This is a genomic window from Arthrobacter sp. NEB 688, assembly GCF_013201035.1.
In the GTDB taxonomy this organism is placed as follows: domain Bacteria; phylum Actinomycetota; class Actinomycetes; order Actinomycetales; family Dermatophilaceae; genus Phycicoccus.
The window spans coordinates 3,870,868-3,884,188 of sequence record NZ_CP053707.1; the positions used below are offsets into that span (position 1 = coordinate 3,870,868).

At 74.1% G+C, this 13,321-nt stretch carries 8 protein-coding genes; 6 read left to right on the forward strand and 2 right to left on the reverse strand.

Translation table 11 applies throughout. The features are described from left to right. The first annotated feature begins 6 nt into the window (after positions 1–6). Genes HL663_RS18160 through HL663_RS18170 form a run of 3 tightly spaced genes read left to right on the forward strand, consistent with a single transcriptional unit; the run spans position 7 to position 4,948 of the window. Complete coding sequence (locus HL663_RS18160; RefSeq protein WP_173029710.1) at positions 7–2,118, forward strand: hydantoinase/oxoprolinase family protein; 2,112 nt, start codon at positions 7–9, stop codon at positions 2,116–2,118. Beyond that, positions 2,115–4,106 (forward strand): hydantoinase B/oxoprolinase family protein, encoded by a 1,992-nt coding sequence (locus HL663_RS18165; protein ID WP_286175776.1) that lies wholly within the window; start codon positions 2,115–2,117, stop codon positions 4,104–4,106. Before HL663_RS18160 ends, HL663_RS18165 begins: the two co-directional genes overlap by 4 nt. Further along, positions 4,106–4,948 (forward strand): SDR family oxidoreductase, encoded by an 843-nt coding sequence (locus tag HL663_RS18170; protein ID WP_173029712.1) that lies wholly within the window; start codon positions 4,106–4,108, stop codon positions 4,946–4,948. The genes HL663_RS18165 and HL663_RS18170 overlap by 1 nt, the downstream gene beginning before the upstream one ends. Positions 4,949–5,030: 82 nt before the next feature. On the opposite strand, the gene HL663_RS18175 is transcribed toward HL663_RS18170, so the two are convergent. Then, positions 5,031–7,943 (reverse strand): M36 family metallopeptidase, encoded by a 2,913-nt coding sequence (locus tag HL663_RS18175; protein WP_173029714.1) that lies wholly within the window; start codon positions 7,941–7,943, stop codon positions 5,031–5,033. A gap of 333 nt (positions 7,944–8,276) precedes the next feature. Here HL663_RS18175 and HL663_RS18180 point away from each other — a divergent pair, with 333 nt between their 5' ends. Further along, positions 8,277–9,485: a CaiB/BaiF CoA transferase family protein gene (locus HL663_RS18180; protein ID WP_286175777.1), complete on the forward strand. Its 1,209-nt coding sequence runs from the start codon at positions 8,277–8,279 to the stop codon at positions 9,483–9,485. After that, positions 9,482–10,981 carry a carboxyl transferase domain-containing protein gene (locus tag HL663_RS18185; RefSeq protein WP_173029718.1) on the forward strand — a complete coding sequence of 500 codons (1,500 nt, stop codon included), beginning with the start codon at positions 9,482–9,484 and terminating at the stop codon, positions 10,979–10,981. The genes HL663_RS18180 and HL663_RS18185 overlap by 4 nt, the downstream gene beginning before the upstream one ends. A gap of 260 nt (positions 10,982–11,241) precedes the next feature. Here HL663_RS18185 and HL663_RS18190 read toward each other — a convergent pair whose 3' ends face one another. Continuing rightward, complete coding sequence (locus HL663_RS18190) at positions 11,242–12,177, reverse strand: DMT family transporter (protein ID WP_173029720.1); 936 nt, start codon at positions 12,175–12,177, stop codon at positions 11,242–11,244. Positions 12,178–12,379: 202 nt separating this feature from the next. Here HL663_RS18190 and HL663_RS18195 point away from each other — a divergent pair, with 202 nt between their 5' ends. Beyond that, on the forward strand, positions 12,380–13,315 hold the full coding sequence (locus HL663_RS18195; protein WP_173029722.1) for a carbamate kinase: 936 nt from the start codon (positions 12,380–12,382) through the stop codon (positions 13,313–13,315). Positions 13,316–13,321: the final 6 nt, after the last annotated feature.

Below are 13,321 nucleotides of genomic sequence, written 5' to 3' on the forward strand. Positions count from 1 at the left end.
GTCCCCATGACCGACGGGCACCGCAGACGCATCCGGGTGGGCATCGACACCGGGGGCACGTTCACCGACGTCGTCGCCGTGGACGAGGACTCCGGGGAGGTCGTGACCACCAAGACCCCCAGCACCCCCTCGAACCCGGCCGACGGGTTCATCTCCGGGATCGAGAAGATCCTCGGGGTCATGGGGGCCTCGGGCCACGACCTCACGGCCGTCTCGCACGGCACGACGGTCGCGACGAACAAGCTCCTCGAGGGCAAGGTCGAGCGCCTGGGCTTCATCACGACCGAGGGCTACGAGTTCATGCTCGAGATCGCCCGCCAGGCCGTGCCCGACGGCTACGGCAACTCCTACTTCTGGGTCAAACCGCCGCGCATCGTGCCCGCCGACGCTGTCCGCACCGTCCGGGGACGCCTCGACGTCACCGGCGCCGAGGTGCGGCCGTTCTCGGAGGAGGACGCCGTGGCCGCCGCCCGCTTCTTCCGCGACCGCGGCATCACGACGATCGGCGTCTGCTTCCTGCACGCCTACGCCAACGACGAGCACGAGCTCGCGATGCGCGAGGTCCTGCGCCGCGAGCACCCCGAGGCCGTCGTCTCCATCAGCAGCGAGGTGCTGCGCGAGTACCGCGAGTACGAACGGGCGATGACCACGCTCGTCGACGCCGCCGTCAAGCCGAACGTCAGCCGCTACGTGACGAACATCCACGAGCGCCTCGACGGGTTCACCGGCGGGCGTCCGGTGCCGTTCTACGTCATGAAGTCCAACGGCGGCGTGCTGTCGGCCGACGAGGTCGTGCACCAGCCGATCACGACGGTGCTGTCCGGCCCGGCCGCCGGCGCGCTCGGCGCCGCGCTCATCGCCGAGAAGGCGGGCTTCCACAAGGTCCTCACCTGCGACGGCGGCGGCACGTCGACCGACGTCTCGGTCGTCCTCGACGGCGAGCCGACGCTGACCACCGAGGGCTCGGTCGGGGCCTACCCCAGCAAGATCCCGATGATCGACGTCGTCACGGTCGGGGCGGGCGGCGGCTCGATCGCCTGGGTCTCCCCCGAGGGCACGCTCAAGGTCGGCCCCCACTCGGCCGGCGCCGACCCGGGCCCGCTCTGCTACGGCCGCGGCGGCACCGAGCCGACGATCACCGACGCGCACGTCGTGCTCGGGCGCATCCCCCCGCACCTGCTCGGTGGCGAGATCCCCCTCGATGTCGACGCCGCTCGCGCGGGCCTGGTCGACCTCGCCGGCAAGCTCGGGCTCGACCTCGAGACCTGCGCGACGGGCATCCTCGAGATCTCGGCGTGGAACCAGGCCAACGCGCTGCGCCAGGTGTCGGTCAAGCGCGGCCTCGACGTCCGCGACTTCATGCTGACGACGTTCGGCGGCTCGGGCTCGCTCCTCGCGTGCCGGCTGGTCGACGTCCTCGACCTCGCCGGGGCCGTCGTCCCGCAGAACCCGGGCAACCTCAGCGCCTTCGGCCTGCTGACCGTCGACGTGCGCAACGACTACGTGCAGACGCACGTGGCCCGCCACGACGGCATCGACCTCTCCTCCGTCGCCGGGGTGCTCGACTCGCTGACCGCCAAGGGCGCCGCCGCGCTGACGGCCGAGGGCTTCACGCCCGAGCAGCACGAGTTCGTCCGCACCGCCGACCTACGCTACTTCGGGCAGGCCTACGAGGTGCGCGTGCCGGCCGGCAACGGCCCGGTCGACGACGCGTGGGCCCAGGAGGTCGCGACGCGCTTCCACGACGAGCACCGCCAGCTGTACGGCTACGACTTCCGCGACGACCCGACGCAGCACGTCGAGTGGGTCAACCTGCGCGTCACCGGTGTCGGCCCGATCACTCGCCCCGAGCTGCGTCCGCTGGCCGCGCGCGAGGAGTCGCAGCCGAGCGGTGACGGGCTGCCCGCCCAGCGCTCGGTGCGCCCCGTCTGCTTCGACCCCGAGGCCGGCTACGTCGACACCCCGGTGCTGTGGCGCCCCGACCTGCGGGCCGGCGACTCCTTCAGCGGGCCGGCCATCGTCGAGGAGTTCGGCTCGACCGTCCCCGTCCACCCCGGCTTCGCCGTCCGCGTCGACACCTGGGGCAACCTCGTCATCACCCAGGAGGCGACCCGATGACCGCCGTCCCCACCACCCCCGACCCGTTCGTCGACCTCGAGGCCTACCTCGCGAGCGAGCCGGCCAACCCCGGCGGGCTGCCGACGACCTACGAGCACGGCGGTCGCCTCACCCCCGAGGGCAGCGCCGTCGACCCGGTGCTCGTCGAGATCGTCCAGGGCACCCTGGCCAGCGTCGAGATGGAGGTCGAGACCGCCATCGCGCGCACCTCGCGCTCCCCCATGATCCGCGACGCCCACGACTTCCGGGCCGGCATCCACGACCGCCAGCTGCGCAAGCTGACCGGTCGCTCGTACTCGGCTCTCGTGCATCCGATCGTGCGCGACTTCCCGCTGGACGAGATGCACGAGGGCGACGTCTTCTTCCACAACGACGTCTACGAGTCGGAGGGCGGCATCGGCCACCTGCCCGACCTGTGCGTCACCGTGCCGGTCTTCCACGAGGGCGAGGTCGTCGCGTTCGTCCAGGCCTTCGGCCACCACGACGACATCGGCGGCGCCTGCCCGGGCTCGATGCCCAGCGGCGCGCAGAGCGTCTTCGAGGAGGGCCTGTCGGTCCCCCCGATCAAGCTGTGGGACAGCGGGGTCCCGAACAAGGCGGCCCTGCGGATCATGACCCGCAACAGCCGGATGCCCGACAGCCTCGCGGCCGACCTCGACGCCGAGTGCTCCGCCTGTCTCATGGGCGCCCGCCGGCTCGGCGAGCTCTTCACCCGCTACGGGCGCGAGACCGTCGAGGCCGCGTTCGACGCCATCCTCGACGCGACGACCGAGACCTACCGCCGCGAGATCCTCGACAAGATCCCGGACGGCTCGTACGTCTGGGAGGACTACGCCGAGCACGACGGCGTCGACGAGCCGATGCTGCACACGCAGCGGATCACGCTGACCAAGACCAGCACCGGCGGCCCCGGCCCCGGTGACGGCGGCCCGCGCCTCATCATCGACTTCACCGGCACGAGCGCCCAGGCCAAGGGCCCGATCAACCACTGCGGCGACTACGTCGGCGGCAACTTCCTCAAGAAGTGGCTGGCGCCGATCCTGCGCAACCTCGCCGACACCCCCGAGCGGATGGCCGAGCTCGACGTCAACGAGGGCGTCGTGCCGCTCATCGAGATGCGCTTCCCGGAGAAGGGGACCCTGCTGACGCCGGTCTACCCCGCGCCGACGAACGCCCGCACCTTCGTCATCCTGCGCCTGCTCGGCGTGCTCGCCGGCGTCGTCGCCAAGGCGGTCGACGGCCGGATGCCCGCCGACCAGGAGACCATCCGGTACACGGGCGTCTACGGCAAGGACCGCGACGGCAACGACTACCTCATGCGCGAGGTGCTCGGCGGCGGCTCCGGCGGCCGCTACTACGCCGACGGCGAGGACACGATCCACGTCGTCCCGGACAGCCGCAACCTGCCGACCGAGTTCACCGAGAGCCGTTTCCCCTTCCGCGTCGAGCGGCTCGGGCTCGCGGTCGACTCCGGCGGCGCCGGTCGGTACCGCGGCGGCCTCGGCTACGAGAAGCAGATCCGGATGCTCCAGGACGCGCACTTCATGTCCATCGCGGACCGCTCGATCCTCGCCTGCTGGGGCGTCAAGGGCGGCAAGGCCGGCCGGCCCTTCGAGGTGACCATCGACCTCGGTGGCCCGACCGAGCGCACCGTCGACGCCCTCGCCGACGCCGAGCCGGTCAAGGCCGGCCAGGTGATCCGGATCCGGACGACCGGTGGCGGCGGCTGGGGCGACCCGCTCGAGCGCCCGTACGACGAGGTCGAGCGCGACCTGCGCTGGGGCAAGGTGTCGTTCGACGGCGCCCGGTCCGACTACGGCGTCGTGGCCTCCGGCACCAAGGACGAGCCGGTCGTCGACGTGGCCGCCTCCGACGCCCTGCGCGCCGAGCGGCGCGCGGCGCGCGGCGAGGAGCCGTTCTTCGACCGCGGCCCCGGCTACGCGCAGCTGGCCGGCGGCGCCGGCGCGGCGGACGTCGACTGGCTCTGATGCCCACCGGCCCGGTCCTCGTCGTCGGCTCCGCCGGCAAGACGGGCCGGGCCGTGTGCGCTGCCCTGCTCGCGCGGGGCGCGCAGGTGCGGGCGGCCGTGCGACCCGGCCGCGAGGCGTCGGCCCCGGCGGGCACCGAGCCCGTGGGGGTCGACCTCGCGGACGGTCACGGTCTGCGCCCCGCGCTCGACGGCTGCTCGGCCGCCTACCACCTGGCGCCCAACGTCCACCCGGACGAGGTCGGCATGGCCCAGCGGGTGGCCGCCGCCGCGCGCGGCGTCGGGCTGCCGCACCTCGTCTTCCACTCGGTGCTGCACCCCGACGACGCCCGGATGCCGCACCACCTGCACAAGCTCGCCGCGGAAGAGGTTCTGCGCGAGGCGCATCCGGGCACGCTCGTCGTGCTGCGGCCGTCGGCGTACCACGAGAACCTCCTGCCGCAGGTCCTCGACGGCGCGGTCGCCCTCCCCTACTCCGCCGACACCCCGTTCACGACGGTCGCCCTCGCGGACGTCGCCGAGGCCGCGGCCACCGTGCTGCTCGACCCGGCTCGCGACGGTGAGGTGCACGACCTCGTCGGCCCGGAGGTCCTCACCACCCGCGAGATGGTGGCGCAGGCCGAGCGGGTGCTGGGCCGCCCGGTCGGGCTGACCGTCAGTTCGCCCGCCGCGTGGGCGGCCGGCCCGGGCGCCGACCTCCCGACCGCCGCCCGTGAGGCGCTCACGGCGATGTTCGCCGCCTACGACGAGGACGGCCTCGTCGGCGACCCCGCCGACCTCACCGCGCTGCTCGGCCGGCGCCCCACGTCGTGGTCGGACACGCTCCGGGCCGCCGCGCGCTGACCCTCCCGCCGGCGACGACCGCGGGTGCGGACGCGACCGGCGGACCGGCCACGCCCGCACCCGCGGGTCGTGGGACGGGGCGTCAGCGCCGGAAGACCTGCACCTCCGAGATGCCGACCTTCTCCGCGCCGCTGTAGCTCGTCGCGCAGTCGGTGGCGTTCGCCGGGTCGTCGTCCTGCTCACCGGCGTACGCCGGCCCACCCTGGCACTGGTTCGCGACGGCCACGAAGCGCAGGTGCGTCGCCGCGGTCTGCGGGATGTCGAACGAGCGCATCTTGAGCGCGGGCGCCGTCGGCCGCGGCACCCCGGCGGGGAACGCGTCGGCCGGGGAGGTCCACACCGGGCGGTAGTCGGCGTCGCGCGAGCAGTCGACCCGGCCCCTGGCGTCGCAGGCGAGGACCTGGAACTGGCGCAGGGCCTGGAAGCGGCCGACGACCGTCGGCTCCGGCAGCGAGCTCACCTGGACCCGACGGACGACCTGGCGGCCCCCGGCGAGGTCGACGGTGAAGGCCTTCTGCGCCGCCGTGGGGCGGTCGACCGTCGTCGCGGTCGTGCCCTCGTCGTCGTCGACGAGCTTGCCGAGGTTGACGCCCTCGCCGAGCACCGTGGCCCCACGGGTCGAGCTGGCGAGGTTGTCGCGCAGCTTGACCGGGAGGTTGCGGGTCTGGTTCGCCCGGGCGGTCAGGCTGACCCGCGCCTGCCCGTGACCCTTGGCCCACGCGGTGTACGTCCGCTCGCCCGGGGCGATCGAGAACGTGTCACCGAGCGCCGTCGCCGGGTCGGTGTCCGCCACCGGGCGCGAGCGAGCGGTGTACTCGCCGACGTAGAGCTTCGCACCGACGACCGGGCGACCCTCCTCGTCGACCGGGCTGAAGCGCAGCGTCGCGTCCTTGGCGTACGCCGAGGCGAAGCTCGGCACCGGCTGGGTGTCGTTCGAGCCCGCCGAGGTCGCCCCCTGGCCGAGGCCGCGCGCGGCGAAGGCGTTCCACAGGAGGTCCTGGTTGGCCCCGCCGAAGCGCAGCAGGTCGGCGGCGAGCATCCGGTCACGGGCGTCGACCATCGAGACGGCGCCGCTCGGCATGAGCAGCCACGAGTCGAAGACCAGCTGGATCCAGCGTCGGTTGCCCGGGCACTGCGTGGCGGCGAGCTCGCCGTCGGCACAGGCCTTCTGCGTCGCGGCGTCCCCGAGCCCGTAGCGACCGATGAACGCCGCCCGGATGTCGTTGTTCGTCGCGGACCAGATCTCGCCGTCGGCGTGGACCTGCGGGCCGGTGAGGTCGTAGCCGACGTTGGAGTAGTTGAGCGGGCTCTGCCCCATGTTGTAGTTCCGGATGCCCTGCTGCGCGTTGCCGGTGACGTAGGCGCCCATCGGGGTCGCCTCGCCGCCGAGCGGCGCGTAGCCGTTCTCCTGCAGGTACTCCATCGCCATGAGGTCCGACCAGCTCTCGCCCATGCCGCCGGCCTGGAGACCGGAGAGGCCCTGGACCGGGCCGCCCGCCATCCGGTTGCTGATGGCGTGGCCGTACTCGTGGCCGATGACCGACATGTCGAACGAGCCGTCGACGCACGGGGCGTAGAACGAGCCCGCGACCGGCTGCCAAATGTACATGTTGGAGTACACGGTGCCGCCGTCGCCGAGGGTCAGCTGGTTCGCGTTGTTGCGCAGGCCGACCTGGGCACCGGACTGCGCGCGGCCGACCTCCGGGTCACCGCCGGTGCCGCCCTTGCCGTAGTTGTCGCGCTGCAGGTTCCACGCCGACTCGGTGAAGCCCAGCCGGTAGGACCAGTCGTGCATCCGGTTGTGCATCGCGAAGAGGTTGGCCGTCGCCGCGTCGATGTCGTTGCGGGTCGGGCTCGTGTACGCGGCCGGGTCGCACTTGCTCGTCTGCCAGACGTTGGTCCAGTCGTAGACGTAGCTGCGGTCGGCCTTGGGGGTCGCCGTGAGCCCGGGCGTCGTGCGCCACTGCTCGTACGTCAGCGCGTTGTTGCCGTTCGTCGTGAAGGTGCTGACGTCGGTCGAGGGGTCGACGTCCCAGGCCTTCGGCGACGCCGGGCTCGCGACGACCTCGTCGCAGCCCTCGGCGGCGACCCAGCAGAAGGTGCTGCGGGTGTCGGTCGAGGACCGGTCGGTGCGCGGCGTGCCGGTGAACACCTTCCAGCGCGGGTTGTCGCTGTCGGCGTCGACGAGGTTCTCGCGGGCGATGACCTTCCCGGTCACCGCGTCGACATGGATGCTGTACGCGGTCTCGGCGTCGACGACCATCTCGACGCGGAACGCGCGCCGGGGGTCCTTGCCCGGTATCGGGACCGCCACCTCCTCGGTGCGCTCCGAGACGAGCCCGCCGGCGTCGGCGCCGACGCTGCGGGCGGCGGCCGCGATCGCGTCCGCCTTCGAGACCTTCGCCGCGGCGGGGGCGGCGGCATCGGGGGTGAAGGTCGAGCTGACGTAGCGGACCGACCCGTTCTGCACCGCGACCGAGACCATGCCGTCGAGGCCGGCGGAGACGCCGCCGAAGGTCTGGCGCAGGAGGACGACGGTCGCGTCGCCGATGCGGTTGGTGCCGACCAGCTCGACGTCCTCGAGCTGGGCGCTCGTCAGCCCGAAGGCCGCGCGCTCCCCGGCGAGGAAGTCGCGGGCAGCGGTCTCGGGGTCCTTCGCGAGGCCGCGGGCGACCGGTGAGGTGCCGTCGAGGACGTAGGTCGACGGTGCGCCGAAACGGTTCCAGGTCACCGCCTTCGCACCGGACGCGCGTCCGGTGTCCGTGGACCGCTGCGCCGACGAGCGCTGCGCCGACGACGGCGCCGCCGTCCCGGTGCGGGTGTCGAGGTCGGGCAGGCCGTGGTCGTGGTCGCTCTCGCCGGGCGGCGTCGACACGATGTCGGCGGGGGCCTCCTCGGCGGCCGCCGCCTGCTGGGCGGTCACCGCCAGGCTCAGCGCGACGGCGGCGGTCAGGCCGGTCGCGACCGCGCGGGTCGCTGGGTTCCTGCGTCTCATCCGGATGCTCCTCGGTGTGGGGTCGCCACGGGATGCACCGGGTTCCGCGGTCCACCGGGTCCCGGCGGACGACGGCCCCTGCCCGGCCCCGTCGCGTGCCGTCCACCCAACCCGCTGGGGCTCCTGAGAAGAACCTGTGAGAGACCAAGTCTTGGTCAAGTCTTCGTCAGCACGCGGGTCGACCCGTCGCCGGACTGGCAGAAGGTGCCAGCGGATCGGCCGATCCACGGGCTCAGGACGACGATGGGCGCCTCGGTGACGGCGGCTAGGTTGACGAGACGCCGACGCGCCACCCCTGCGGCGCACCGCCCCGAGCACCGAGGAGCCCCACCCGTGACCGGACCCCTGGACGGCATCACCGTCGTCGACCTCTCGCGCGCTCTCGCCGGCCCGCACGCCGCGATGCTCCTCGGCGACATGGGGGCCCGCGTCGTCAAGGTCGAGTCGCCGACCGGTGACGACACACGGGGATGGGGCCCGCCGTTCGTCGGCCCCGAGGACGACCCCGTGTCGACGTACTTCCTCTCGTGCAACCGCAACAAGGAGTCGATCGTCCTCGACCTCAAGTCCGACGACGGCCGCGAGACCCTGACGCGCCTCGTGCGGCACGCGGACGTGCTCATCGAGAACTTCCGGCCGGGTGTCCTCGACCGGCTCGGCTTCGACGTCGAGCGCCTGCACGGGCTCAACCCCGGGCTCGTCGTCCTCGCGATCAGCGGGTTCGGGCACGACGGGCCGGAGGGCGGCCGCCCCGGCTACGACCAGATCGCCCAGGGCGAGGCCGGCCTCATGTCGGTCACCGGCACCGGGCCCGAGGAGCCGCAACGTGTCGGGGTGCCGATCGGCGACCTCCTCGCCGGGCTGCACGGCGCGTTCGGTGTCGCGACGGCGCTGCGCGAGCGCGAGCTGACCGGCCGCGGGAGGGTCGTGCGCACGTCGCTGCTCGCGTCCGTCGTCGGCGTCCACGCCTTCCAGGGCACCGCGTACACCGTTGCGGGGCAGGTCGGCCGGGCGCAGGGCAACCACCACCCGTCACTCGCCCCCTACGGACTCTTCCACGCGAGCGACGGCCCCGTGCAGGTGGCCGTGGGTTCGCAGGGGCTCTGGGTGCGCTTCGCCGAGGCCTTCGGCATCGACCCCGCCGACCCCCTGCTGGCGACCAACTCCGTCCGCGTCGGCAACCGCGCGCACCTCGTCGAGGTCATCGACGCGGCGTTCGCGCAGTGGCGCGCCGAGGACCTGCTCGCCCGGCTGGCCGAGCTCGGCATCCCGTCGGGCAAGGTGCGCTCCATCGACGAGGTCTACGACTGGGAGCAGACCCGCTCGCAGGGGCTCGTCATCGACGTCGAGCACCCGGTGCTCGGGCGCATCGAGCTGCCCGGCCCACCGATCCGGTTCGACGACAACGCCTTCGCCGGCGGTCGTGACACGCACCAGCCGCCCCCCGGGCTCGGCGAGCACGACGCCTCGGTCCGCGCCTGGCTCGACGAGGCCGACGAGGCCGACGCGGCGCACGACGCACCCGCGGGAGACGGTCGATGACCGTCGAGGCGCGGCCGCGCCGCCCCGGTGCCCACGAGCTGCTCGGCGCGGTGCTCGACGAGGGCAGCTTCGTCTCGTGGGACGAGGCGCCCGTGACCGTCACCGAGCCCGGCAGCGAGTACGCCCTCGAGCTGGCCGCCGCCGCCGAGCGTGCCGGCACCGACGAGTCCATCGTCACCGGGGAGGGCCGGATCGGGGGCCACCGGGTCGCCGTGGTCGTCGGAGAGTTCCGCTTCCTCGCGGGGTCCATCGGCCGGGCCGCCGCCGAGCGGGTCACCGCCGCGTTCGAGCGCGCCACCGTCGAGCGGCTGCCGCTGTTCGCCGCACCGTCGTCCGGCGGGACGCGGATGCAGGAGGGCACGCCGGCCTTCGTGACGATGGTGAAGATCAGCGGCGCCGTCGCGGCGTTCAAGGCCGCGCGGCTGCCGTACATCACCTACCTGCGGCACCCGACGACCGGCGGCGTGCTCGCGTCGTGGGGCTCGCTCGGGCACGTGACCGTCGCCGAGCCGGGCGCGACCATCGGCTTCCTCGGGGCCCGCGTCTACGAGGCGCTCTACGGCGAGCCGTTCCCGCCGGACGTCCAGGTCGCCGAGAACCTCTACGCGCACGGGCTCCTCGACGCCGTGCTGCCGGTCGAGGCGCTGACCGAGATCGCCGCGCGGTTCCTCGACATCCTCGCGGCGCCGCGCGAGCTGACGCCCGTGCCCGACGTGCCGAAGGAGCCGCTGGCCGACGTCCCGGCCTGGGAGTCGGTGACGCGTTCGCGGCGCCCGGAGCGTCCAGGCATCCGCGCCCTGCTGCGGCTCGGCGCCTCCGACGTCCTGCCGCTGTTCGGCACCGGTGCCGGCGAGTGGGACCGCAGCCTCTTCCTCGCGCTGGCGCGCTTCGACGGCGCGACGTGCGTCGTCCTCGGGCAGGACCGCCGGGCCGAGGCGCTCGAGGCGCCGCTCGGGCCGTCCGGCCTGCGGGTCGCCCGCCGCGGGATGAAGCTCGCGACCGAGCTCGGGCTCCCGCTCGTCAGCCTCATCGACACCGCCGGCGCGGCCCTGTCGAAGGAGGCCGAGGAGGGCGGGATGGCCGGCGAGATCGCCCGGTGCATCGCCGAGCTCGTCACCCTCCCGGTCCCGACCGTGTGCGTCCTGCTCGGTCAGGGCACCGGCGGTGGGGCGCTCGCGCTCATGCCGGCCGACCGCGTGCTCGCCGCGCAGCACTCGTGGCTCTCGCCGCTGCCGCCCGAGGGCGCCTCCGCCATCCTCCACCGCACGACCGAGCGGGCGCCGGAGCTCGCCGACCAGCAGCGGGTGCGCTCGCTCGACCTGCTGGCCGCCGGCATCGTCGACCGTGTCGTGGCGGAGCATCCCGATGCCGCGGACGAGCCCGAGGCGTTCTGCCGCCGGCTCGCCCAGGCGGTCCGGCACGAGCTCGCCGAGCTCGCACCGCTCGACGACACCGACCGCCTGGCCGCCCGGCACGCCCGCTGGCGCGCCCTCTGACCCGCCGGTCGCCCTCCGAGAGGAGGGAACACGCAGAGCTCCGTGGCCCGGCGCCTGCGCGTTCCCTCCCCTCGGCGCCTGGTGACATCCACTGAGTGCCCATCCGCCACCCCGGGAGCCCCGATCCGGGCCGGATCAGGTGGCGGATGCGCAAGAAGTGCCGCCAGACCTCTCCACTGATTGCGAGTTCCGCCGCCGACACGCCGCGTTGACGGCGGGTCGAGCGGCGGAACTCGCAATCAGTCGGGAACTGCCGGGCGTCAGGCGACGGGGAGGGCGTCCTCCGCGCGGTCGGGCGCGACGACGGACGGTCGGCGCGAGCGCTGCTCGTTGAGCGCCAGCCCGACGACCGCCGCGAGCACCACGCCGAAGCCGACCCACTGCGTCGGGCTCGGGGTCGCGCCGAGCCACACGACGCCGACGAGCGCCGCCGACAGCGGGAAGGCGAGCTCGGCGAGGGTCGCCCGCGACGCCGGCGTCCGCCCGAGCGCGCGGTAGTACAGGACGAGCGCGAGCAACCCGGGCACGAGGGCCAGCAGGAGGATGTTGACGACGGCGTCCGACCCGAGCGCGACCGGGGTGCCGGTCAGCGCAGCCGTCGCGGCGAGCGTGACGAGCCCGAACGCGAAGCGCAGCGCGGTGAGGTCCGAGAAGCGCAGCTCGGCGGACGCCGCGCGCCCGAGCACGGTGCCGGCGGCCCACAGCGCCGCGGCCCCGACGGCGAGCAGGGCGGCCGTGGCGCTCGAGAGGCTGACGGCCAGCGGGTCGGGGAAGGCGAGCAGCCAGGCGCCGACGAGCGCGGGCACGGCGAAGACGGCGTAGACCGGCCGCAGCCGCTCCCCCAGCAGCACGGCCGCGAGCGCGATGGCGATGAGCGGCTGCAGCTTCTGGAGCACCTGCGGCGTGATGGGGTCGCCGGTGCGGAAGGCCGCGGTGAACAGCGTCGTCGCGAGGGCCGACGAGCCGGCGCCGATGACGACGACGCTCACCTGCGTGCGCCGTGAGACCGCCCGCAGCCGGCGCACCGCCGGCACGAGCCACGGCAGCGTGAGCACGACGAGGACGAGGTGCTCCCACAGGACGACGGCGAGCGCGGGGTACTCCTGCGCGAGCGGGCCGCGCCACAGCGAGGACAGGCCCCAGAGGGAGGCTGCGAGGGCGACGAGCCAGGTGCGGTCGGACGTCCGGTCGGTCATGGACACAGCGTGGACCACCGCCACCCGGCGTCCACCACCGGCCCCGGCGGATGTCGAGGGGCGAGACGGACCCCACCAGCGCGCGACTGCCAACGACGGGCCGGTCCTTGGGCAGAACCTGCCAACGCATCGCCGCCTCCCCGCTCCCTAGGGTCGGTCTCCCGGGCACCCCGCCCGGCCGACGACGGAAGCGAGGTGACGCATGCGGGTCCTCCTGGCCCTCGGCGGCAACGCCATGACCGGCCCCGACGGCAGCGCCACCCCGGCCGCGCAGATCGCCGCGGTGACCGAGGCGATGGGCGCCGCCGCCCGCCTCGTCGCGGCCGGCCACGAGGTCGTCGTCACCCACGGCAACGGCCCGCAGGTGGGCAACCTGCTCGTGAAGAACGAGCTCGCCGCGCACGTCGTCCCGCCGGTGCCGCTCGACTGGTGCGGCGCCCAGACGCAGGGGACCCTCGGCTTCACGATCCTCGACGCGCTCGACGCCGCCCTCGCCGCGGCGGGCACCCCCAGGCCCGTCGCGGCCCTCGTCACCCGGACCCTCGTCGACCGCGACGACCCCGGCTTCACGCACCCGACGAAGCCCGTCGGCCGCTACGTCGACGCCGACGCCGCCGCGCGCATGGTCGAGCACGGCCAGGTCTGGGAGGACCGCGGCGAGCGCGGCTGGCGACGGGTCGTCGCGAGCCCCGAGCCGCTCGAGGTCCTCGACGTCCCGGCCGCGCGCACCCTCCTCGACGCGGGCTACGTCGTCGTCACGGCGGGCGGCGGCGGCATCCCCGTCGTCCGCGACGCCGACGGCACGCTGCGCGGGGTCGAGGCCGTCATCGACAAGGACCTCACCGCCGCGCTGCTCGCCCGCTCGCTCGGCGCCGACGTCCTCGTCATCGCCACCGACGTCGACCACGCCGCCGTCGGCTTCGGCACCCCGCAGCAGCGCGACCTCGGCCGGGTCACCCTCTCCGAGCTGCACGACCTCGCCGCCACCGGTGAGTTCGCGTCCGGCTCGATGGGCCCCAAGGTCGAGGCCGTCGCCCGCTTCGTCGCCGCCGGAGGACCGCGCGGCGTCATCACCTCGCTCACCCACATCACCGACGCCGTCGACGGCGGCTTCGGCACCGTCGTCGAACCCGACTGAGAGGAA